This window comes from Corynebacterium sp. HMSC068G04 (assembly GCF_001814885.1).
Classification (GTDB): Bacteria; Actinomycetota; Actinomycetes; order Mycobacteriales; family Mycobacteriaceae; genus Corynebacterium; species Corynebacterium hiratae.
In genome coordinates this window covers 171,299-193,944 of the sequence record NZ_KV818291.1, presented here as the reverse complement: position 1 = coordinate 193,944, position 22,646 = coordinate 171,299, and the positions used below count along the sequence as shown (strand labels likewise).

General features: G+C 59.1%; 23 protein-coding genes. 15 read left to right on the top strand and 8 right to left on the bottom strand.

Translation table 11 applies throughout. The features are described from left to right. The first annotated feature begins 428 nt into the window (after window positions 1-428). The 7 genes from dapB (at window position 429) to HMPREF2993_RS01095 (ending at window position 10,258) form a co-directional block, all read left to right on the top strand. Window positions 429-1,175 (top strand): 4-hydroxy-tetrahydrodipicolinate reductase, encoded by a 747-nt coding sequence (gene dapB / locus HMPREF2993_RS01125; RefSeq protein ID WP_070513043.1) that lies wholly within the window; start codon window positions 429-431, stop codon window positions 1,173-1,175. Further along, complete coding sequence (gene thyX, locus HMPREF2993_RS01120) at window positions 1,175-1,924, top strand: FAD-dependent thymidylate synthase (RefSeq protein ID WP_070513046.1); 750 nt, start codon at window positions 1,175-1,177, stop codon at window positions 1,922-1,924. Before dapB ends, thyX begins: the two co-directional genes overlap by 1 nt. 71 nt (window positions 1,925-1,995) lie before the next feature. Beyond that, complete coding sequence (gene dapA / locus HMPREF2993_RS01115) at window positions 1,996-2,904, top strand: 4-hydroxy-tetrahydrodipicolinate synthase (protein WP_070700516.1); 909 nt, start codon at window positions 1,996-1,998, stop codon at window positions 2,902-2,904. A gap of 2 nt (window positions 2,905-2,906) precedes the next feature. After that, window positions 2,907-4,970 carry a ribonuclease J gene (locus HMPREF2993_RS01110; protein WP_083295551.1) on the top strand — a complete coding sequence of 688 codons (2,064 nt, stop codon included), beginning with the start codon at window positions 2,907-2,909 and terminating at the stop codon, window positions 4,968-4,970. A 43-nt stretch (window positions 4,971-5,013) separates the two neighbouring features. Then, window positions 5,014-5,652, top strand: coding sequence for a TIGR03085 family metal-binding protein (locus HMPREF2993_RS01105; RefSeq protein WP_070516843.1), 639 nt, complete (start codon window positions 5,014-5,016; stop codon window positions 5,650-5,652). Between the two features lie 77 nt (window positions 5,653-5,729). Next, window positions 5,730-8,960, top strand: a complete 3,231-nt coding sequence (locus HMPREF2993_RS01100; protein WP_070516845.1) for a DNA translocase FtsK 4TM domain-containing protein — start codon at window positions 5,730-5,732, stop codon at window positions 8,958-8,960. 179 nt (window positions 8,961-9,139) lie between these two features. Continuing rightward, window positions 9,140-10,258: a TerC family protein gene (locus tag HMPREF2993_RS01095; RefSeq protein WP_070700514.1), complete on the top strand. Its 1,119-nt coding sequence runs from the start codon at window positions 9,140-9,142 to the stop codon at window positions 10,256-10,258. Between the two features lie 16 nt (window positions 10,259-10,274). Here the strand turns inward: HMPREF2993_RS01095 and HMPREF2993_RS01090 are convergent, their stop codons facing one another. Next, entirely contained in the window at window positions 10,275-10,565 is a 291-nt protein-coding gene (locus HMPREF2993_RS01090; protein WP_010190299.1) for a YciI family protein, read from the bottom strand. A gap of 47 nt (window positions 10,566-10,612) precedes the next feature. On the opposite strand from HMPREF2993_RS01090, the gene pgsA reads away from it, so the two are divergent. The 4 genes from pgsA (at window position 10,613) to HMPREF2993_RS01070 (ending at window position 13,033) form a co-directional block, all read left to right on the top strand. After that, window positions 10,613-11,203: a CDP-diacylglycerol--glycerol-3-phosphate 3-phosphatidyltransferase gene (pgsA, locus tag HMPREF2993_RS01085; RefSeq protein WP_185963748.1), complete on the top strand. Its 591-nt coding sequence runs from the start codon at window positions 10,613-10,615 to the stop codon at window positions 11,201-11,203. Then, on the top strand, window positions 11,200-11,697 hold the full coding sequence (locus HMPREF2993_RS01080) for a CinA family protein (protein ID WP_070700513.1): 498 nt from the start codon (window positions 11,200-11,202) through the stop codon (window positions 11,695-11,697). Before pgsA ends, HMPREF2993_RS01080 begins: the two co-directional genes overlap by 4 nt. Before the next feature lie 45 nt (window positions 11,698-11,742). After that, entirely contained in the window at window positions 11,743-12,090 is a 348-nt protein-coding gene (locus HMPREF2993_RS01075; RefSeq protein ID WP_070700510.1) for a helix-turn-helix domain-containing protein, read from the top strand. Between the two features lie 106 nt (window positions 12,091-12,196). Continuing rightward, on the top strand, window positions 12,197-13,033 hold the full coding sequence (locus tag HMPREF2993_RS01070) for a PspA/IM30 family protein (RefSeq protein ID WP_046649352.1): 837 nt from the start codon (window positions 12,197-12,199) through the stop codon (window positions 13,031-13,033). Window positions 13,034-13,036: 3 nt separating this feature from the next. Here the strand turns inward: HMPREF2993_RS01070 and HMPREF2993_RS01065 are convergent, their stop codons facing one another. Genes HMPREF2993_RS01065 through HMPREF2993_RS01055 form a run of 3 tightly spaced genes read right to left on the bottom strand, consistent with a single transcriptional unit; the run spans window position 13,037 to window position 14,926 of the window. Further along, entirely contained in the window at window positions 13,037-13,651 is a 615-nt protein-coding gene (locus tag HMPREF2993_RS01065) for an energy-coupling factor transporter transmembrane component T family protein (protein WP_070700507.1), read from the bottom strand. Between the two features lie 4 nt (window positions 13,652-13,655). Next, window positions 13,656-14,348: an energy-coupling factor ABC transporter ATP-binding protein gene (locus HMPREF2993_RS01060; RefSeq protein WP_070700504.1), complete on the bottom strand. Its 693-nt coding sequence runs from the start codon at window positions 14,346-14,348 to the stop codon at window positions 13,656-13,658. Between the two features lie 5 nt (window positions 14,349-14,353). After that, on the bottom strand, window positions 14,354-14,926 hold the full coding sequence (locus HMPREF2993_RS01055; RefSeq protein WP_070700500.1) for a biotin transporter BioY: 573 nt from the start codon (window positions 14,924-14,926) through the stop codon (window positions 14,354-14,356). 111 nt (window positions 14,927-15,037) lie between these two features. Here HMPREF2993_RS01055 and HMPREF2993_RS01050 point away from each other — a divergent pair, with 111 nt between their 5' ends. The 3 genes from HMPREF2993_RS01050 to recX all read left to right on the top strand — a co-directional run bounded on the left by HMPREF2993_RS01050 (window position 15,038) and on the right by recX (window position 17,542). Continuing rightward, window positions 15,038-15,547, top strand: coding sequence for a hypothetical protein (locus HMPREF2993_RS01050; RefSeq protein ID WP_128081875.1), 510 nt, complete (start codon window positions 15,038-15,040; stop codon window positions 15,545-15,547). A gap of 258 nt (window positions 15,548-15,805) precedes the next feature. Then, window positions 15,806-16,939 carry a recombinase RecA gene (gene recA, locus HMPREF2993_RS01045; protein ID WP_049157561.1) on the top strand — a complete coding sequence of 378 codons (1,134 nt, stop codon included), beginning with the start codon at window positions 15,806-15,808 and terminating at the stop codon, window positions 16,937-16,939. 9 nt (window positions 16,940-16,948) lie between these two features. Then, window positions 16,949-17,542 (top strand): recombination regulator RecX, encoded by a 594-nt coding sequence (recX, locus tag HMPREF2993_RS01040; protein ID WP_070516857.1) that lies wholly within the window; start codon window positions 16,949-16,951, stop codon window positions 17,540-17,542. A 6-nt stretch (window positions 17,543-17,548) separates the two neighbouring features. Here recX and HMPREF2993_RS01035 read toward each other — a convergent pair whose 3' ends face one another. The 4 genes from HMPREF2993_RS01035 to gluA form a co-directional block, all read right to left on the bottom strand. Continuing rightward, entirely contained in the window at window positions 17,549-18,487 is a 939-nt protein-coding gene (locus tag HMPREF2993_RS01035) for an amino acid ABC transporter permease (RefSeq protein WP_046649359.1), read from the bottom strand. After that, window positions 18,487-19,173 carry a glutamate ABC transporter permease GluC gene (gene gluC, locus HMPREF2993_RS01030; protein ID WP_049157556.1) on the bottom strand — a complete coding sequence of 229 codons (687 nt, stop codon included), beginning with the start codon at window positions 19,171-19,173 and terminating at the stop codon, window positions 18,487-18,489. Before gluC ends, HMPREF2993_RS01035 begins: the two co-directional genes overlap by 1 nt. A 75-nt stretch (window positions 19,174-19,248) precedes the next feature. After that, window positions 19,249-20,133, bottom strand: a complete 885-nt coding sequence (locus tag HMPREF2993_RS01025; RefSeq protein ID WP_070700497.1) for a glutamate ABC transporter substrate-binding protein — start codon at window positions 20,131-20,133, stop codon at window positions 19,249-19,251. Between the two features lie 68 nt (window positions 20,134-20,201). Next, on the bottom strand, window positions 20,202-20,930 hold the full coding sequence (gene gluA / locus HMPREF2993_RS01020) for a glutamate ABC transporter ATP-binding protein GluA (protein ID WP_046649369.1): 729 nt from the start codon (window positions 20,928-20,930) through the stop codon (window positions 20,202-20,204). 138 nt (window positions 20,931-21,068) lie between these two features. On the opposite strand from gluA, the gene miaB reads away from it, so the two are divergent. After that, window positions 21,069-22,631 (top strand): tRNA (N6-isopentenyl adenosine(37)-C2)-methylthiotransferase MiaB, encoded by a 1,563-nt coding sequence (gene miaB / locus HMPREF2993_RS01015; RefSeq protein WP_070513072.1) that lies wholly within the window; start codon window positions 21,069-21,071, stop codon window positions 22,629-22,631. Window positions 22,632-22,646: the final 15 nt, after the last annotated feature.

Below are 22,646 nucleotides of genomic sequence, written 5' to 3'. Positions count from 1 at the left end.
ATGGCCCCGACCCAGGTTTTATAGGTGGCTCTTCGTGCTTGAGCACGGGCCATCGCGTGTGGATTATTAGGGTTGGTGGTGGAAAAGAAAAAGGTAGGCGGGCGTGTAGCGGTGGTGGTCATGGGTATCTCCCCCGAGATAAACCTGTATTAGAAGAAATGTTCTAAACATAATCCTAGCGGCCACCGCCACGCATGGCTATAGCCAGTGGTAAATTCCCGTCAAGTCGTTACTATAAACGGGGGTAGCCACCATGGGTTAGCCAGGACATTCGATGCTGAATGATTTGAGTGGCGTCGCCTGTGTCCGCAACGAAAGGAAGAAAATGCGTATCAAAGGCGGCCTTTTGAGCCCTGTCTGAAACCACGCCGGTGTCAGGGATAGACTGGGCACAGTTAACCGCACGAACACGTATGAAGGGATTGTCAATGACTATCAAGGTAGGCGTCTTGGGGGCTAAAGGGCGCGTGGGCCAAGCAATCGTGGAAGGCGTTAATGCGGCAGAGGATTTGGAGCTAGTTGCTTCCATCGACCGCGAGACCCCGTTGGAGAAGCTGGTTGAATCGGGTGCCGAGGTCGCCGTCGACTTCACCCAGCCGGCATCGGTCATGGACAATCTAGAGTTTTGCATCGCACATGGCATCCACGCTGTTGTGGGTACCACGGGGTTCGATGCAGGACGCCTAGCCAAGGTGGAGGAGTGGACTAAGAAAGAGGGCGCCGGCAACGTTCTCATTGCCCCGAACTTCGCTATTTCAGCTGTACTGACCATGGTGTTTGCCGCGCAGGCGGCGAAGTTCTTCGACAGTGCCGAGGTAGTTGAATACCATCACCCGAACAAGCTCGATGCGCCGTCCGGTACCGCGGTTCACACTGCGCAGGGTATTGCGAAGGCTCGCCAGGAGGCAGGCTTGGACGCTATGCCGGACAAGACCGAGCAGTCTCTCGATGGAGCGCGCGGCGCAGACGTCGATGGTGTTCACGTCCACGCAGTCCGTATGCAGGGAATGGTGGCTCATGAAGAAGTTATCTTCGGCACTCAAGGCCAGTCCTTGACCATCCGTCAGGATTCCTATGACCGCTCTTCCTTTACCCCCGGTGTTCTGCTGGGTGTACGAGAAATCGCATCCCACCCAGGCTTGACCGTGGGACTTGAGAAGTACTTGGGGCTGTAATGGCAAAGGTCTCTGAGCTTGATGTCCAGCTCATTGCGGCAACCGCATTCCATGCGCCGCGAGGAGTGGACTGGGAGGTTGATGAGGGGGCGTCGGAAAGCGAGGCTCTAGTCGAATTTGCCGGACGCGCCTGTTATGAGTCCTTCGACAAGCCGAATCCCCGTACCGCCTCAAATCAGGCCTATCTGCACCACATTCTGGAGGTAGGCCACGATGCATTGCTGGAGCATGCTACGGCGACGCTCTATATACGGGGACTATCGCGGTCGGCGTCGCATGAGCTGGTTCGCCACCGTCATTTCTCCTTCTCGCAGCTCTCGCAACGTTTCGTGCATTCCGAGGAGGCGGAGGTAGTCCTGCCCAAATTCATTGCGGAAGATGAACAGCTAACGCGGTTGACCCTCCAGGCGGCCGACGAAGCGAGGTTTGTCTACGAGGAGCTCCTCGACGCTCTCGAGTCCAAGTTGGAAGAGGAGCCAAATGCATTGCTGCGCAAGAAACAGGCTCGACAAGCAGCGCGTGCGGTATTACCTAATCTCACGGAATCCCGCATCGTCGTGACGGGAAACTATCGCGCGTGGCGTCACTTTATTGGCGCGCGGGCGACTGAACAAGCCGATACAGAGATGCGCCAGCTCGCCGTCACGTGCTTGAAGCTGTTGCGGGAGCAATCGCCGGTGCTTTTCGACGACTTCCATATCACCACCCTGGCTGACGGCACCGAAATGGCTTCGAGCCCGTACGCTTAAAGGCTTTGCAGGAGACTCGCGCACGACCCCGATGCGGCCAATAGGGGCGAAAGCAGGTAATCTTGACGCCTATGAGCACAGGTATGACAGCACAGGCAGGCGTCGACACCTTCGGACGCGTAGGCGTAGCTATGGTCACTCCATTTGACCAGGACGGCGCCTTGGACGTGTCCGCTGGTCGTCGCCTAGCAGCTCATTTGGTTGATAACGGCGTTGATTCGCTCATTTTGTCTGGAACCACGGGCGAATCACCGACGACGTCGTTGGATGAGAAACTGGAGCTGTTCGCAGCTGTAAAGGAAGAGGTAGGCGGCCGCGCTAAGTTGTGCGCTGGTGCGGGAACTAATAACACCGCCACCAGTATTGAGGCCGCGCGCGCTTTCGCTGATGCGGGAGCAGACAGCCTTCTGGTCGTGACCCCGTATTACTCCAAGCCTTCCCAGGCTGGTGTGTACGCGCACTTTACTGCTGTGGCTGACGCCGTGGACCTCCCCATTTGTCTGTACGACATCCCTGGCCGCTCGGGCATTCCGATTGAGACGGAGACCCTTCTTCGCCTCGCGGAGGTGCCGAACATCAAGGCTGTTAAGGACGCCAAGGGCGACCTTGTAGCAGCCGCACCGCTTATCCAGGAAACCGGTTTGGCATGGTACTCCGGAGATGACGGACTGAACTTGCCGTGGCTGGCCCTCGGTGCTTCGGGCGTTATTTCCGTGATTGGTCACCTCGCTCCGCGCGCCCTGGCTGATCTCTACGTGGCCTTCGATGAAGGCGATATTGCACGTGCACGAGAGATTAACGCGAAAACTTTGTTCCCGCTCGTCGAGGCGCAAGGCCGCCTCGGAGGAGCAACTCTTGTTAAGGCTGCCCTGCGCCTGCAGGGTATTGAAGTTGGAGATCCCCGCCTCCCAGTTTCCGCGGCTGACGCGGAGGAGATCGAGGCTCTCCGTCACGATTTGGAAAAGGCTGGAGTCCTTTAAGAATGACTGAATCCCGTAATCGCTCCCGCAAGGTAACCCGTAAGGCGGGTCCGCCTTCGGAGACTGAGACCGCCTCGAATGAGGCGGCTTCGCCGGTTTTTCAAGCGCCGAACGAATCGGCTGCATCCGGCAATAATTCGAACGAGTCTAATAACTCGAATTCTGAGGACGGCAACCGCCGTTCTCGCTCCCGTGGTTCCCGTGGCGGCCGTGGTCGCGGTCGCGGCGGCAACAACAACCACAACAACGGTGGCCGCAACAACAATCGCAACCGTAATAACAACCGTGGCCGCCGCAACGTTCCCAAGTCCATGCAGGGCGCGGATCTGACGAAGCGTCTGCCGGAGCCGCCGAAGCAGCAGAAGGATTCGCTGCGTATTTATGCCCTGGGCGGTATTTCTGAGATCGGTCGTAACATGACCGTCTTCGAGTACCAGGACGAGATGCTCATCATCGACTGTGGCGTGCTCTTCCCGTCCTCCGGTGAGCCTGGCGTTGACCTGATCCTGCCGGACTTTGGCCCGATCGAGAAGAAGATTCACAAGGTCAAGGCTCTCGTTGTAACCCACGCTCACGAGGACCACATTGGTGCTATCCCGTGGCTGCTGAAGCTGCGCCCGGATATTCCAATCGTGGCATCGCGCTTTACCATCGCGCTGATTGCGGCGAAGTGTAAGGAGCACCGCCAGAAGCCGAAGTTCGTTGAGGTCAACGAGAAGTCGGATGTGAACTACGGTTCGTTCCGCTGCCGTTTTTGGGCAGTTAACCACTCCGTTCCGGATGCACTGGGCATCATGCTGGGCACCCCGGCTGGCAATATCATCCACACCGGTGACATCAAGCTGGACCAGACCCCGCTGGATAACCGTCCGACCGACCTTCCGGCGCTATCTCGCTACGGTGATGAGGGCGTCGACCTGATGCTCTGCGAATCCACCAACGCGAACATCCCGGGCGTTTCCGCATCCGAGGGAGATATCCCGGCTACCTTCCGCCGCCTGGTGTCCAATGCTAAGCAGCGCGTCATCATCGCAACCTTCGCGTCCAACGTGTACCGTGTACAGGCAGCTATCGACGCCGCCGTTTATGCTGGCCGCAAGGTTGCCTTCAACGGCCGCTCGATGATGCGCAACATGGAAATCGCCGAGAAGATGGGCTTCCTGAAGGTTCCGCGCGGAACCATCATCTCGATCGACGAGGCTGCCAAGATGGCACCGCACAAGGTCTTGCTCATCACCACCGGTACCCAGGGCGAGCCAATGGCTGCGTTGTCACGCATGGCACGCCGTGAGCACCGTCAGATCACCGTCCGCGACGGCGACCTCATCATCTTCTCCTCGTCCCTGATTCCGGGCAACGAAGAGGCCGTTTACGGTGTCATGAACATGCTCTCCCAGATTGGTGCTGAAGTTATCACCAACAAGGAAGCCAAGGTTCACGCCTCCGGCCACGGCTACGGCGGCGAGCTGCTCTTCCTGTACAACGCTGCGCGTCCGAAGAACGTTATGCCGGTCCACGGCGAGTGGCGTCACCTGCGTGCAAACAAGGAACTGGCAGTCTCCACTGGCGTTGACCGCGACCGCGTGGTTCTGGCACAGAACGGCGTTGTCGTTGATCTGCGCAACGGCCGTGCAGAGGTTGTTGGCCAGATTACCGTGGGTAACCTCTACGTCGATGGCGTCTCCATGGGTGACGTCGACGCAGATACCCTGGCAGACCGCACCAACCTCGGCTCTGGCGGCGTCGTTTCCATCACCTGTGTGATTGATAACCGCACGTCCCGGCTGCTTGAGCATCCGGCTGTATCCACCACTGGTTTCTCTGACGATGACCGCGGCATCGTGCCGGAGGTTGCCAAGTTGGTTGAGTCCACGATGAACGATCTCGCCGCTGAGGGCGAGAACGATACCTACCGCATGGTGCAGAAGCTGCGCCGCAAGGTATCCAAGCTCATGGATTCCAAGTACAAGCGCGAGCCGGTCATTCTGCCGACCATCGTGCCGACGAACTCGGATGTCCTGATGCCTGACGACGATGAAGTTCACGCCTCCCGTGAATCGCTCTAACGTCTAGGTAGACAGTGCCCCAGCGTTCCTGCTTCTGGTAGGTATGCTGGGGCGCATGTCGTTTTCCTCAGCAGAACGCGCCAAGATGGTGGCGTTATTCCGTGAACTTGGTCCCGATGCTCCAACGTTGTGCGAAGGGTGGACGGCCCGCGACCTCGTGTCGCACCTCTGGATCCGCGAAAACCGGCCCGACGTCGTCATCAGTTCTTTTGTTCCAGCGCTGACTTCCCATGCGGACAGCATCATGGAGGAAGTCCGTGCGCGAGATTTTGAGGAACTGGTGGATGACTGGGGTAGGGGATTGGGAAAGCTCAACCCTCTGCGCTACGTGGATTCAGTGCTCAACACCGCAGAGCATTTTGTGCACCACGAAGACCTACGCCGGGCCAATGCGCACAGCGAACCGCGTGATTTCTCGCTAGCGGTGCAGAAGGAGTTGCTCGCACCGCTAAAGTTTCTCGGGTTAAGGCTGTTGGCGCACTCTCGCCTCCCGGTAGTGCTGGAGCCGGCTGGGTTTGCGCCACTCGTCGCGGCGGATAAACATCGTGTGGCAGCGAAGGGGGACAACGTGGTGCGGGTCCGTGGGGCAGTTTCCGAGTTGCTCCTATGGGCGTTCGGCCGCGAGGCGGCTCGCGTTGAGATTGACGGGGATTCATCCGCCGTCGTTAGGTCAAGTCTGTAGGCTGAACTGTCTAAAATCTTCAGTGCACGCGTGTGGCGCATGTTGTTAATGGTGTGTTTGCTACTAAAGTGGCAGGCATGTCTGTCAAGAACGCTCCGTCTCGCGCCTCCGGCCGAGGTCGCACCGCCAATCGGTCGCGGCCGTCCGGCCGCACAAGCTATTCGCTGACCTCCGCAACCCGCGCTGCCGAGACCTCCGAAGAGAGGACCGGCAGCGCCTTTCGCGCCGTTGGCCGAGGACTGGGAACCGTTTTTGGCGCTACCGCCCGAGGCGTGGGAAGCATGGCGCGAGGGGTCGGGCACGGCCTTGCCGGTCTCAAGCCGGTAGATGCGGGGAGTCGAGATGACGACCTCTATGACTCCGCCTACGATGCTGCTCATGACGAGGGTGCCTACGATGATTACGACGAGTTGAGGGAGCCAGGGGAAATTTCTGGACGCGCGAAGAACAAGAAAAAGAGCAACAAGGCCGATAGCGCTGTTCCGGCAAAGAGCAAGGTAACGCGAGCACGCGACGTCGACAGTGAGATGCCGACGACGGTCATGGGGCGTCCAGCTCACACTGAGAAGAGCATCCGCGTCTCCAATCCAGATGCGGTGGCTCTTGTGCTTATCGGCGTGGCCATCATCCTTGCTTGCGCGACGTGGTTCCAGGTGGCCGGCATTATCGGTGAGTACCTCACCAACGCTGTGCGCTATGTGATTGGCGCGGGCGCCTATGTTCTTCCCGTTGCGCTGGTCGCCGTCGCCATTGCGCTCATGATGGATCTGTCCGGTCCGGCGGGCCATTTCAAGCCACGAGTGGTGGGCGGCACGGCCCTCATCGTCGTGTGCATGCTGAGCCTCATTCACATCTTTGCCGGTCTTCCGAAGCTGACCTGGAATAACAACGCCGCCGGGGAGGCAGGCGGTGCCATCGGCTTTGGAGTCGGCGAGCTGCTGGTGGCGGCCTTTTCTAGTTATGTCGCGGTGCCTTTGCTTTTCTTGCTCATTGTGTATGGGGCACTCAATATCACGGGCATCACCCTGCGTGAAGCATATGATTTTGTGGCCGCGCAATGTGCGGCGCTCGTCGGCGGCCTGCGTGACAGGAAGAATCGTTCAGATCAGGAGCTGCTTGACGACGCCCCCGCGGACGACTACGACTACGTCAGCGATGACATCGACGCCATCGCCGAGGGGCGTGAGCGTCCTGTGCGCCCGGCATACACTTCGCGACCGCGCCCGAAGCAGACACCGAAGCCGATGCCAAAGCAGATTCTGGATGACAATGCCACCGTCTCTTTCGACTCGGCAGCTCAGCCAGTAAGCCAGGAGCCCGTACAGCACGGCCGCCCGAGCTTTGATAGCCGCGCGGATGATACCGACGAGTTCCCCGTCGTACCGGATCCTGAGCCAGCCCCGCAGCCAACTCCGCAACCGGAGCAGAAAGTCGAACCAAAGCCAGAGCCCAAGCCAACACCGATGAAGCGTCCCCGCGTGGACGTCGGCGGTGCCGCCGGTGCAGCACTGGGAGCGGCGGCTGCCGAGGCGTCGGCAAGCGCAGCGTCGGCTGGCTCAGCGGGAGAGGACGTGGTCTCCGCCGCTCATTCCGAGGCAGTGCGCATGTTCCAGGAACGATCCGGACGTGATGCGCGAACGGGTGCCAAGATTGAGGATGAAGCCCAGAGCGTAGCCGAAGAAGCACCCGCAGCCCCGAGTGGTGCGGAAGACACTGCCCTGGGCGGCGGCTACGATGTGCCGACGACGGACCTGCTCACCGCCGGCAAACCTGCGAAGGCACGCACGGAGGCTAACGATCGCATCATCGAGGCCATCACCGAGGTCTTCGAGGAGTTCAAAGTCGATGCCCAGGTCACCGGTTTTAGCCGTGGTCCGACAGTCACGCGCTATGAGATCGAGCTGGGCCCTGGCGTCAAGGTCTCGAAGATTACGAACCTGCAGTCCAACCTGGCCTACGCCGTCGCGACGGATAACTTGCGCCTGCTCACCCCGATTCCAGGCAAGTCCGCAGTCGGCATTGAGGTGCCCAATGCGGACCGAGAGATGGTGCGTCTGCGCGACGTCCTGGATTCCCCGGCACTGCGTGCCGACCATGACCCCATGCTGATTGGCTTGGGCAAGGATATCGAAGGCGAGTACACCTCCTTCTCCGTGAAGAAGATGCCGCACCTGCTCGTGGCCGGCGCAACCGGTTCGGGTAAATCGGCGTTCGTGAACTCCATGCTGGTCTCGCTGTTGACCCGCGCGACTCCGGAAGACGTCCGCCTCATCCTCGTCGACCCGAAGATGGTGGAGCTCACCCCGTACGAAGGTATCCCGCACCTCATCACCCCCATCATCACGCAGCCGAAGAAGGCTGCGGCGGCCCTGCAGTGGCTGGTGGAGGAGATGGAGCAGCGCTACATGGACATGCAGGCTGCCCGCGTGCGCAAGATCGAGGACTTCAACCGGAAGGTCCGCAGTGGCGAATACCAGGCTCCTGCCGGCTCCCAACGAGAGATGCGCCCGTACCCGTACATCGTGTGCGTCGTGGATGAGCTCGCGGACCTCATGATGACGGCGCCGAAGGAAATTGAGGATTCCATCGTTCGCATTACTCAAAAGGCACGTGCGGCCGGTATCCACTTGGTGCTGGCAACGCAGCGCCCGTCCGTGGACGTTGTGACCGGTCTTATTAAGACCAACGTTCCTTCTCGTCTGGCTTTTGCGACGTCCTCGCTTACGGACTCTCGAGTCATCCTGGATCAGGGTGGAGCCGAGAAGCTCATCGGTATGGGCGATGGCCTCTTCATCCCGCAGGGCGGCCGCCCGGTGCGTATGCAGGGTGCGTTCGTCTCCGACGAGGAGGTGCAGGCGGTTGTCGACGCCGCGAAGGCACAGGGCTCGCCGAACTACACGGAAGGCGTGACGGACGATAAGGCCTCGGAGGCGAAGAAGGAGATCGACGAGGAGATCGGCAAGGATATGGACGATCTCTTGGAGGCCGTCGACCTTGTGGTCACCTCCCAGTTGGGCTCGACGTCGATGCTCCAGCGCAAGCTGCGCATCGGCTTTGCCAAGGCCGGTCGACTCATGGACCTCATGGAGTCGCGCGGTGTTGTCGGGCCTTCCGAAGGCTCCAAGGCACGTGAGGTTCTGGTCAAGCCGGAGGAGCTCGACACTATCATCTGGATGATCAAGGGCGCTGACCCAGCAGAGGCCCCGAAGGAGGTCCAAGACGCCGAAGGTGCCGGCGGGGTAGACGACGCTGAAGCCGATACCCGCACCGTTGAAATCTCCGCTAACCCCTCCACAGGTGCGTTCTAAGTTCCGTGTAGGATAGGACGAGTCTTGGAGGGGAGTACCCCAATCCACGGCGTCGATCGTCAACACGGCAACTGCGGTACAGTTCCCGGTCGCGTCGGCTAGCGAGGCTGTGACATCGGCTTGCTAGCGGGGGAGACCTCCGGTCTTTATTGTCGTGTCGACCGGAGGGATAACTCATTATGCATGTGCCACTATGGGTCTGGGCCATCACCATCGCGGTGATCCTAGGCTTCTTCATCTTCGACTTCTACAGTCATGTTCGTTCACCACATGAGCCGACCATTAAGGAATCCGGCGGCTGGACCCTGTTTTACATGGCGATGGCCGTTGTCTTTGGCGGAGTTGTGTGGGTGCTGTGGGACAGCGAACACGCAGCGCAGTTCTACACCGGTTGGGTAACGGAACAGGCGCTGAGTGTGGACAACCTGTTTGTCTTCTCTCTCATCATGGGATCCTTCAAAATCCCGCGCAGTTATCAGCAGAAGGTGCTGCTCATTGGCATCGTGCTGGCGTTGATCTTCCGTCTGGCCTTCATTCTGATGGGCGCAGCTATCATCGCTGCATGGTCTGATGTCTTCTACATCTTCGCAATCTTCCTCATCTACACCGCAGTCAAGCTGCTCATTGATGAGATTAATGGCACGCCTGAGACCGATCCCAATGACATGCTGGTGGTCAAGTGGCTGCGCAAGGTGGTCCACGTAACCCCGCGCTACCACGGTGACAAGCTCACTCACCGTGAAGAGTCAGGTGAAAAGAAGGGCAAGTTTGCCCTGACCCCGCTTTTTATTGCGTTGGCGGCCATCGGGCTTATCGACGTCATGTTTGCCTTCGACTCCATCCCAGCTATCTACGGCATTACCTCGGAGCCTTTCCTGGTCTTTACCACCAACGCCTTCGCTCTCATGGGTCTGCGCCAGATGTTCTTCCTCATCGATGGTCTGTTGGATCGCTTGGTTTACCTGCCTTATGGCCTGGGTATCATCTTGCTGTTCATCGGTGTCAAGCTGCTCTTCCACGCTTTGCATGAGAACAACGTGCCCTTCATCAACGGCGGCGAGAATGTCAGTGCGGTACCGGAAATTACGACCATGGTGTCGCTGCTGGTCATCGTTGGCGTCCTCCTCGTGACGGTGTTGTTGTCGGTGTGGAAGGACAAACGCGACCAAGCCCAGGGTGGTGTGGTGATTTCCCACAACCACTACGACTGGGACGATTATGGCAACAAGATCGTTCGCAACAAGGAGGGTGAGCTCGTCGGCAAGGCGGACGAGCTTCCCAAGTCCGAGCTGCCCTAAACTCGGGCAGCGGGGTTTAGAAGGAATTGATAACGGGATTCCACTCGCGGAAGGCGCGCCCAGTGACAGCGCCTTCGGTGTAGAAGGGATCCTGGTCCATGAGGGCGATGACATCGGCCACCTTTACGGACTCATCCTCAAATTGCAGGACGATGAGCGCCCCGCCCTTGGAATCGGTGTAGGGGCCAGAGCCACAGATCTGGCCCTTGTCGTGGAGTGCGCCGATGAATTCGCGGTGCTTCGGGCGAACCTCAGCAATGACCGGGTTGGATGGATTGTATTCATAGGAGACTGCGAAGTACTTCATAATGACCATGGTAGTGCTCGCCCGAGTGGCAGGGAGGCCACGGTAGGATGAAGAGCGTGAATGATTCTCAGGCTGCGCACAACCAATCTCGAACCACGGATGTAAACCCCGAGGTCTCCAATTGGAACCTGCCCAACATCCTGACTAGTTTGCGCATCCTCTTTATCCCGCTGTTTGCCTGGCTGGTGCTCGGCGGGCAGGAGTGGTGGGCCTTCGGCTGCTTCGCGCTCCTCATGCTCACCGACAAATTGGATGGCGATATCGCGCGCTCGCGCGGGCTGATTACCAACTTTGGCAAGATTGCGGATCCGATCGCGGATAAGGCTCTGATGACCGCGGCTCTCGTGTGTCTCAACATCACTGGTGCTTTGCCCGTGTGGATTACCGTCGTCATTTTGTTCCGCGAGTTCGGTATTACCATCTGGCGCTTCTACTTGCTCCGCCAAGGCAAGGTAGTTCCGGCCTCCCAAGGCGGCAAACTCAAGACAGCTCTGCAGACGCTAGCGGTGGCGCTGTACCTGTGCCCACTTCCAGGATGGATGGACACCCCCAGCTTGCTCGTTATGCTGGCGGCTGTCGTCGTTACCGTAGTGACCGGTATTCAGTACCTCATCGATGGCCACAGGGAGAACAAGTGACTAGGCCCGCAAATGCTGAAGAACAGCTCGTGGCGAAGCTTCGCGAACGCGGCGAGACGGTGGCCTTTTGCGAGTCCCTCACAGCTGGATTGGCGGCAGCCACCGTCGCCAACGTGCCGGGTGCTTCCACGGTATTGCGTGGTGGGCTCGTCACCTATGCCACTGAGGTTAAGGCGCAGTTCCTCAACACCACCGTGGATTCGCTAGAGGCGCAGGGAGTGGTGTCGGCTGCCACCGCGGCGGAGATGGCGGAGGCGGCGCTCGTGGAGATGCGAGCTGACTGGGGGATTGGGCTTACCGGCGTGGCCGGTCCGGACCTCCAAGAAGGCAAACCTGCGGGCACGGTGTACGTGGGCTTGTGCGGGAGAGTCGGCGGGGACGTCGCTAAGCGTGGCGTTCTCTATGAACTTCCAGATGAAGGGCGCAACGCGATTCGCGCTGCTGCGGTTCAGGCGGCATTGAGCCTTCTCCTATCAACTCTTGAAGAAAAGTAGCTGTTTGTGGGAACAAGTAGGGGCGCTGAGCCGTTATACGGAGTGATGAACACTTCAGTTGCACTACTTGATAAGCCCACTCAGACCACGGCGCGATCGACGCGGACTCCGGAGCCGCTTTTGCGCGAGGCCCTCGGATTGACGCTTCGTGCCTTCCGTGCGGATAAGGGAGTAACACTTCGCGAACTCGCCGCCGCGGCGCGTGTGTCCCCAGGATATCTGTCGGAGTTGGAGCGCGGCCGCAAGGAGGTTTCCTCCGAGCTTCTGGCTTCCGTGTGTCATGCCCTTGACGCCAGTGTTTCCGATGTCCTTATTGAGGCGGCTGGATACATGGCACTGCCGTCGATGGATGAGGAGCTCGCATCCACCGCACCCGCTGCATCGGAACTATAGAACCGCAACGGAATACTGTCTGCTTCGCTACTATTAGGCAGGCAGGAAATATTCTTGTTACACACCTTATTGACACAACAAACTGCTGAGAAAGGCACCTCCTGTTATGGCGAACCCATTCGTAAAAGCCTGGAAGTACTTGATGGCTCTCTTCGATTCCAAGATCGAGGAGAACGCCGACCCAAAGGTTCAGATTGAGCAGGCTATCGAGGAGGCGCAGCGCCAGCACCAGGAGCTGTCACAGCAGGCCGCTGCGGTTATTGGTAATCAGCGCCAGCTGGAGATGCAGCTGAACCGTCGTTTGAGCGAGATTGAAAAGCTGCAGCAGAATACCCGTAACGCCCTAAGCCTTGCGGACAAGGCCCGTGCCGAAGGCGATGCACAGAAGGCGACCGAGTACGAGAATGCGGCTGAAGCCTTCGCCGCCCAGTTGGTTACCGCTGAGCAGTCTGTTGAGGACACTAAGAAGCTCCACGATCAGGCTCTACAGCAGGCGGAGCAGGCCAAGAAGGCCGTTGAACGCAACGGCATGGCGCTTCGTGAGAAGGTCAACGAGCGCTCCAAGCTGCTGTCGCAGCTCGAGCAGGCCAAGATGCAGGAGAAGGTCTCCGAGTCCCTCAACTCGATGAACGAGCTCTCCGCAAACGGTAACTCGCCTTCCCTGGATGCTGTGCGTGACAAGATTGAGCGCCGCTACTCCAAGGCCCTGGGCCAGGCAGAGCTCGCCGAGAACTCAGTGTCTAACCGCATGCAGGAGATCGAGCAGGCTGGCGTGCAACTGGCTGGCCACTCCCGTCTCGAGCAGATCCGTGCGGAGATGAATAACCCGAAGGCAGTGGAGGGAAACTCCCAGCAGGCAATCGGTTCGGCAGAGGCTAAGGCTCAGCCGAACGTGCAGGACGATGCCGTCCAGGCTCGCCTACGCGAGTTGCGCGGAGAATAAGGCTTAGTCGCCGACGCCGCGGGCTTGAAGTGCCTCACCCATCGCGCGTGCTCGGCGGATTGAGCGAATGATAACCGGGGTGCCAAAGGCAGTTAGAGATGCCGTGGCACCCCGGGCTTTTCGTGCGTCCAGTACCTCGACGACTGTTCCCAGCATGAGCGGGAGCAGACGAATGGTGAGAGACATGGCCAGCGTGATGTTCTCAACAGGGACGCCCAGCCGCCCTAGGGGCGCGAGGGCGCGGTCGAGGGAGTCCATCATCTCCGACACCTTCGTTGTCAGCGTCAGCAGCACCGCCGCGCTGATCGCTGCGTAGATGGTGAGAAACATGATCGCGGCCGACAGCAAATCCTTCTGCCACCACTGAAAAGCTGCGAGCGCAACGAGGAGGTAGAGCGGAGGAACAAGCTGTCCGAGTGCGACGCGAAACGGGATGCGGGCGACGGGAAAGAGCACGAGTGGGAGGAAGAGGCTGGCCGCCGCCCAAGGAAGCGTGTGCACGGCCAGCGAGGTCACGAGGATGAAGCCGATGAGCACGAGGAATTTCACCGCGGCCGGTATGCGATGAATGATGGTATCGGCGTCGACGTAGTAGCCGAGGGGGATGTTTTTAGGCATGACTCTAGAGCGGGCGGGATTTCATGAGTTCGGTGTAGAAGGAAATGACCTTGTCGGGAGATCCGTCGGCTACGACGTGGTGGTTATCGATGCACAGAACGCGATCGAAATCAGAGATAAAGTCAAGGTCATGGGTAACCACGATGAGTTGCTGTTCGAGCTGCGCAAATTCGCGGCGAATGCGATCGCGGTTGCGCAGATCTAGCAAGGTCGTGGGTTCGTCAGCGATGATGACGGTGGGTTCCATGACAAGCACTGCCGCCAACGCGAGGAGCTGCTTCTGCCCGCCGGAGAGAGTGTGCGGGGACTGCTCAGCTAGCGGCGTCAGGCCGAAGCGCTCGAGAACGGCGTCGACGCGCGCGGTGCGCTCCTCACGAGACAGCTTGAGCCGGCGAAGGGAGAATTCCACGTCATCGCGCACGTGCGGCATGACGATCTGGTTCTCCGCATCAGAAAACACGAAGCCCACCTGGCGGCGAATCTCCTTGCCGTGCTTGGCGACGTCCACGTTATCCACCAAGACCTCACCACGTGAAGGTTCACCAAGACCGTTGATGAGCCGGACGAGAGTGGATTTCCCGCCACCATTGGCACCGATGATGCCGATGCGCTGTTCGCTTAATGAGAGGGAAATATCCTTGAGCACCGTTGTTTCGTCAAAGGTGACGGAAACGTTGCGGAAGTCAATCTGCGGCACTGGTGCTACTTTGCCTTGGTGCGGCGACCCATTAGGTCGGGGAATGCTGCGTGGACACCGACGGCGATGACAACCATCACGGCGACCTTAATGAGATCGGGGATGACGAACGGGCCCTGAGCCACGGCGGCCGCCCCGAAGGACATGTCAGAGCGGACCATCAGGCCAACAATGCCGCACAAGTACTGCACGGCCAGGCCGACGACGCCGGCGATGGCGAGGACTACCGTCATGCCTCCTTTGCTTCTCGGCGCGCGGTAGGCGATGAGGCCGGCGATGGCGGGTGAGACGACGTAGCCGACAAGGTAGCCCACGGTGGGGCCGGCAATGGCGCTCAGGGCGCTGCGGCCGCCGGCAAGGATGGGAAGGCCGACGAGGCCGAGAGCTATGAAGAGTAGACCGACGAAGAAGCCCCGGCGGCCACCAAGGACGAGGCCGCCCAGGATGATGACGGCGTTTTGAAGAACGATGGGCACGCCCACGGTAGGCGTAGGGATAGAGACGAATGCAAAGACTATGATGAGCGCGGTGAAGACCGCGACGTACGCGATATCAGTCGCGACGGAATTCTTTTTCATGGGCCAAAGTTTATCTAGTAGCTTAATAATGCAGCAAATAGGTACTTTTGAACAGTGTTCAAGCACGGCTTTCAGGGCTTGAAACTACCCCGAACGGGGTAATCTCGAGGCATGGCAAATAGAAAGAAGATGGAGCATGTCTTAGGGCTTGCTCGTGTCAGTGTGGTAGCGCTTCTTTCCGGTATCGCGCTGGGGAGCGTGGCTGGATGTTCGTTGATAGGTTCCGCGAATGTCATCGAAAATATCGAAGAAGCGGCCGGGGTGGAGGAAGGGGAGCCTGGCAGCGTCGACATGCGCGTCGGCGACATCTTCGATTCCGAATATCACCGCGTGATCTTTATCTGCCCTGGGGCTGTCGAGGAGGATGTCATAAACGCTAGTGGAGGAACCTGGCAGGGCGGTACCGACGAGGATGATGAATGGGTGCCGCCAAGCTCGGGGAGTGTTGAGATTTATCGGGATGCGCAGGGGCGTGGAGCGTCGAAGTATGTGAGCAGCAGGGCCTCTCTTGATGAGCTGGATGTCTGTAGCGCGCTGGGCGGGGTAGTTGCCGTACTGCCTGCCGATGAGCAGGTGTCTTTCGTCCGTGCAGAGCAGGGCGGTCCGTGGAAACTTCACTAGGCGGCGAGGCGTTGGATTAGGTCTCAGACACGCGCGTTGCTCGAATGGGCAATCGAACACTTGTGTGTGTATTGTGGGTTGTGGTCTGGTGGAAACGTTAGGGTACTTTCGTGGCATGTGATGGAACCGGGACGATGCCGGAAAACACAATGCGACGGGCCTGGGAACCGAAGTTGCTTCATGGCAGTCTAACTAGGTGCCCCCATTTAATGACATACAGCACTACACACTAACTGACGCACGATAGTGAGGAAATAAATGGCTACGAAGAAGAAGTCCTCGGCGGCTAGCAAGGGCGATGATCGTCAGAAAGCCCTCGATGCCGCAATGGCGATGATTGAGAAGGATTTTGGCAAAGGAGCCGTCATGCGTCTTGGTGACGATGACCGCCCGCCGATCCAGGCCATTTCCTCCGGTAATACGGCCATCGACATTGCGCTGGGCGTCGGTGGCTTCCCGCGCGGTCGCATCGTAGAGATTTATGGACCTGAATCTTCGGGTAAAACCACCGTTGCTCTGCATGCTATCGCATCGGCGCAGAAGACCGGTGGCATCGCGGCGTTTATCGATGCGGAGCACGCGCTCGATCCTGAGTATGCGCGTCTGCTTGGCGTGGACACGGATAACCTCTTGGTTTCCCAGCCGGATACCGGTGAGCAGGCTCTGGAAATCGCAGATATGCTCGTGCGCTCTGGCGCCATCGACATCATCGTGATTGACTCCGTAGCCGCCTTGACGCCCAAGGCGGAAATTGAGGGTGAGATGGGAGATAGCCACGTTGGCCTCCAAGCCCGTCTCATGTCCCAAGCGCTGCGCAAGATGACGGGTGCTCTGTACAACTCCGGGACTACCGCCATCTTCATCAACCAGCTGCGTGAAAAGATCGGCGTGATGTTTGGCTCACCGGAAACGACCACGGGTGGTAAGGCGCTGAAGTTCTATGCCTCTGTGCGCTGCGATATCCGCCGAATCCAAACCTTGAAGGACGGCCAGGATGCCATTGGTAACCGCACCAAGCTCAAGGTGGTGAAGAACAAGGTGTCCCCGCCGTTCAAGATCGCTGAGTTCGACATCATGTACGGCGAAGGCATTTCGCGCGAGTCTTCCATCATTGACTTGGGTGTCGAACACGGGTTCATTAAGAAGTCTGGCTCGTGGTTTACCTACGAAGGCGATCAGCTGGGGCAGGGCAAGGAAAAGGCCCGCAACTTCCTCAAGGACAACCCCGATCTAGCGGATGAGATTGAGAAGAAGATCTTCGTCAAGCTCGGCGTGGGTGCTGCCGCAGCCGAAGCTGGTGAGGACGTCGCCATGGATGTGCCGGGTGCAGACGATCCGCTGACGGATGAGGCTGTGGATCTGGTACCGAACGTTGATTTCGACGACGACTAAACAGGCGCAATGGCACAACCTTCACCAGAGAAGCTAGAGAAGCTACGTCAAGCTCTCGAAGCCTACGAGGCGGGCGACGCCGGTGGGCAGCTTGTTGATGCGAATGCTGAAGCAGCGAAGGCGCCCGTGCGCTCCCGAGCATTAGGCTTGCTAGATCAACGTGCACGTTCCCGCAAGGAACTGCGTGACCGGCTTGTCGCGGCGGACTTTGAGCCCGATGTGGTCGAGGACGTGGTCGATGACCTTGCAGGGGTGGGGCTCGTTGATGATGAAACCTTCGCCAAGGAGTGGGTGCGCCAGCGCCACGCGCGGCGCGGTAAGTCGGCCCGTGCCCTCAATGTGGAACTCAAGGAGAAGGGCGTTGAGGCCGCCGATCGCGCAGCGGCCCTAGAGCAGATTACCGAGGAATCTGAGGAGGCCGTAGCGCGCCGCGTAGCGGAGAAGAAGGCGCGAACCTTGAAGAGTGTTCCCGCCGACCGCCATGAGAGGGACAAATTCCTGCGTCGCATTGTAGGAACACTCGCGCGGCGCGGCTATCGCCAGGAGCTGGTGATGCGTATTTCCATCGAAGTGCTGGATGCGCGCATCGCCGAGCTCTCCTAGCTGTTTCTATTCGTCCGGGTTGCGGATTTCTGTATAGCTTTCTGAGTGCCAATCAACGTTGACCTGGTCTTTGGTGTCCAAGCCTTGGTCTGGTTGCTCCGGAACTTTAGCGATGATGTTCCGGCGCGCACGGCCCGCTCGAAGCTGACGTTCGATGCGTTCGGCTAGGAGGCCCAGCCCCCAGTTGATGAGGATCATGATGATCGCAACGACGATGAGCGAGGCCAGGTAATTCTTGTTGTAGGACGCCGATTGGATACCGGAGCGCACCACCTCGACATAGCCAATCTGGTAGCCCAACGCAGAGTCCTTGAGCGCAATAACCATCTGGGCGATGAGGGCCGGAAGCATTGCGGCTACTGCTTGCGGGAGCAGGATGGTACGCATTGTTTGCCCATGCGACAGCCCCAGCGCGCGGGCGGCTTCAGTTTGCCCCTTGGGCAGCGACTTGATTCCGGAGCGCAGAATCTCTGCGACGACAGAGCCGTTGTAGAGGGTCAACGCGAAGACCACGGCGCTAAACGCCAGCTGCTTCGACGGAACTACGTTATAGATGGCGAAAAGCTGGTAGGCAAAAATCATGAGCAGCAGGACGGGGATGGCGCGGAAGAATTCCACGACCACACCACATACGCCGCGTACGATGACGTTCTCGCTCAATCGGCCTAGGCCGAAGATGACGCCGAACACGATGGCCAAGATGATGGATGCTACAGCGGAAAGGATCGTTCCGCGCAGGCCAGGGAGCAGGTACGTGGTCCACGTTTGGCTGTTAAGAAAAGGGGTCCATAACGCGGAGTCGAGTTGCCCGCGCTCACCCAATGTAGACAGCACCCAATACAGTGCAGCTAGCGAGAGAACGACGGTGATGACGGTATAGATGAGATTGCGCCGCTTGCCCTTGGGGCCGGGGGCGTCATAAAGCACGGTTGCGCGTACAGCCATTATTTCTTCACCGCCACAGTTTCGGAGAGTTTGCCTAGGCCTAAGCCCATGGGCAAGGTCAGGATGATGAAGCCCAGCGCGAAGATAAAGAAGATGACAAAGAGCTGGCTCGCATGCATCTCAATGGTGGATTTCATCAGTAGGGAAGCTTCCGCCACACCGATTGCGGAGGCGATCGTGGTGTTCTTGGTCAACGCGATGAGCGTATTTCCCAGGGGGACGATTGCCGCACGTACCGCCTGAGGGAAGACGATCGTGCTAAAGGTCTGTGAGAAGCTCAAACCCAGCGATCGTGCGGCCTCGGCTTGACCGAAGTCCACGGTGTTGATTCCCGAGCGCAAGGATTCCGCAACGAATGCCGAGGTGTACAAGATGAACCCGACGATGGCGAGGCGGAAGTTGTTATCCACTAGGAAGGTCGCAGAGTCCCGGCTAGCAAGCGTGAGCCCTAGGTTCTGGTACAGGCCAAAAGAACAGAAGAGGATAATGAGAGTCAAGGGAGTATTGCGCACCGTCGTGATGTACGTCGTGGCAATCCACCGCAGGATTCTTACGGGGGAGACACGCATGGCAGTGAGGATGGTGCCGAGGATCATTGCGCCGATGGCAGACCAGAACGTCAGCTGGATGGTGAGCCAAAAGGCTGGCCATAGTTCGGGGCCTAGTGCGGCCCACATGGATTCCATAGAAATCTCCTACTAACAGGCCTGCGCCGAGGCTGAATGTCCTCGGCGCAGGCTAGGTGGGGGCTAATCGAGCGTTTAGGAGTTGAGGAAGGAGAGGTCACCGACGGTGGCCTCGTCGATGCCCTCGCCCTTGTCCAAGTTCTTGGCTACGAGGTTGTCGAACTCGCCGGAGGAATGAAGCTCTTCCAGGGCCTTGTTGACAGCGTCTGTCGCCTCTTGATCATCCTTCTTCAGACCCGCGCCGTAGTACTCATCGGTGAAGGGCTTGCCGTCCTTCTCCAACTCGACGACTTGGAACTTGCCAGGATTCTGGGCGGCGTAGCCGTTAAGAATCGTCGCGTCGGTAGTCATGGCGTCGACGTTGCCCTGGCTCAGTGCCTCCACACAGGAGGAGTAGGTGTCGTACTCCTGCAGCTGCACACTGGGCAGAGCTTCCTTCACCTTCTGTGCCGGGGTGGAGCCGGTGACAGAGCACAGGATCTTGCCGTCGAGGCCCTCGAGCCCGGTGATCTCCTTGTTATCAGCCTGGGTAAGAAGCGCTTGGTGGGTGATGAGGTACGGACCAGCGAAATTGACCTTTTCCGCGCGGGAAGCGTTGATGGAGTACGTTGCGGTGATGAGGTCAACCTCGCCGTTCTCGATCAGAGTTTCACGCTGCGCGGACGGAGTCTCGCGCCACTCGATCTCCGGCTCCTCCCACCCCTTATCCTTGGCAATGTGGTTGACCACGTAGGTGGCAATGTCAACGTCGAGGCCGGTCATAGAACCATCGCCCTCGCGCAGGCCCAGACCCGGCTGGTCGAACTTGGTGCCTAGGGTGACAGAGCCAGACTCGATAGCGCCGAGAAGGCCCTCGCCTCCGCTGGCGGAATCAGAAGAATCACCACACGCAACGAGCAGAGCGCTGGATGCGGCGATGGCGGCGGCGGTGGCAGTAATGCGGTTGAAAGTGCGGGACATGAGATTCTCCTTGATGAGGTGAGTGGAAAATGAATGAAGGTAGAGAAAAGAGGTGAACTGGTAGCCGTTTAGTGCTGCAGGATCTTGCCCAAGAAGTCCTTTGCTCGTTCTGATTGTGGGTTGGTGAAGAAGGATTCCGGGTCGGTGTCCTCGACGATGGCCCCGTCGGCCATGAAGAGGATGCGGTCGGCCGCGCGCCTGGCGAAGCCCATCTCGTGGGTCACCACGACCATGGTCATGCCTTCTTTGGCCAAATCCGTCATGACGTCAAGCACCTCGTTGACCATCTCAGGGTCGAGAGCTGAGGTAGGTTCGTCGAAGAGCATGACTTTCGGGCGCATAGCCAAGGCACGTGCAATGGCGACACGTTGTTGCTGGCCGCCGGAGAGCTGTGCAGGGTACTTTTCTGATTGATTAGCAATTCCAACGCGGTCAAGCAGTTGCATCGCACGCTCTTCGGCCTCGGACTTCTTCATCCTGCGGACTTTGATAGGCCCCAGAGTGACGTTGTCCTTGATGGTCTTGTGTGGAAAGAGATTGAATTGCTGGAACACCATGCCCACGTCCGCACGCAGCTTGGCTAGCTCGCGTCCCTCTTCAGGAAGGGGAGTGCCGTCGATCGCGATGGAACCCTCGTCGATGGTTTCAAGCCGGTTGATGGTGCGGCACAGGGTGGACTTGCCGGAGCCGGACGGACCGAGAACAACGACGACATCGCCGCGGCCAATCTCCAAGTTGATATCGCGGAGAGCGTGATAGTCACCGAAGTACTTATTGACTCCGTCCATCTTGATCATCGGACCGGAATGTTCGGTCACATCACACCTCCTTAGATAGAGTGAGCTGAATCATATGTAGAACAATAGGCGTGTGGATAGTGGAGGCGGGGAGGTTTGTGTAACAAATCCATAACTCTTATATGCGGTCGCGGCATTATGAGTAGTGCGGCCGCCCAGTTAGAATGTCCCCACGTGAGCTCCCCCGTAACTAATAACCAGCCCCGCACCTATGAGGTGCGGACCTTTGGCTGCCAGATGAACGTTCATGATTCCGAGCGCATTTCCGGCCTGCTCGAGGAGGCCGGCTACTCGGCGGCGCCGGATGGCGCCGAGCCTGACCTCATCGTTTTCAATACCTGTGCCGTGCGCGAGAACGCCGACAAGCGCCTGTACGGCACCCTGGGTGCGCTGAAGAAGACGAAAGAAAACCATCCCGGCATGCAGATCGCGGTTGGCGGCTGCTTGGCGCAGAAGGATAAGGACACCGTCTTGGACCACGCGCCGTGGGTGGATGCGGTTTTCGGCACCCATAACATGGCGGCGCTGCCGGCACTGCTTGAGCGTGCACGTCACAACAATGAAGCGCAGGTGGAAATCGTCGATGCCCTCGAGGCTTTCCCCTCCGTACTGCCGGCAAAGCGCGAATCCGCCTATGCCGGGTGGGTCTCGGTCTCCGTGGGCTGTAATAACACCTGTACTTTCTGCATCGTCCCTTCGCTGCGTGGCAAAGAGGAAGACCGCCGCCCCGGCGATATCCTCGCAGAAGTTCAGGCCTTGGTAGATCAAGGCGTGTCCGAAGTGACCCTATTGGGGCAGAACGTCAACGCCTATGGCGTCAACTTCGCGGACCCAGACCTGCCGCGTGATCGCTTCGCCTTTTCCAAGTTGCTGCGCGAGGTAGGCAAGATTGAGGGCCTCGAGCGCTTGCGTTTTACCTCGCCGCACCCGGCCGAGTTCACCTCCGACGTTATTGATGCCATGGCGGAGACATCGGCTGTGTGCCCGCAGCTGCATATGCCGCTGCAGTCTGGGTCTGACAAGGTCCTCAAGGACATGCGCCGTTCCTATCGCACGAAAAAGTTCCTGGGGATTCTCGACGAGGTCCGTGAGAAGATGCCACACGCGGCAATTACCACCGACATCATCGTGGGCTTCCCAGGCGAGACCGAGGAGGATTTCGAAGCCACGATGGACGTGGTTCGCCGCGCACGTTTCGCCTCCGCTTTCACTTTCCAGTACTCGCCGCGCCCCGGCACCCCGGCCGCAGAAATGGATAACCAAATCCCCAAGGAAGTTGTGCAGGAGCGCTTCGAGCGCCTCGTCGCCTTGCAGGATTCCATTCAGGCAGAGGAAAACGCCAAGCTTGTCGGCACTGATGTAGAGCTGTTGGTGCAGGCGGAAGGCGGCCGCAAGGCCGCCGAGACCCACCGCCTCACCGGACGCGCGCGTGATGGTCGCCTTGTTCACTTTGCACCAGTCGATGCCGCGGGCAAGGACATCTCTGCGGAGATTCGCCCCGGTGATGTTGTGCACGCTACCGTGACGGATGCAGGCTCCTTCTTCCTGGTGGCTGATTCCGGCGTGAGCGAGCACCGTCGCACGAAGGCCGGTGATATGTCGGCGGCGGGGCAGACGCCCACGACGGCACCAATTGGGGTGGGTCTGGGTCTGCCGGGCGTCGGCAAGCCCAGTGCTCCTGCCGATTCCTGCGGCTGCTAAAAGGGGGTAGGCTCC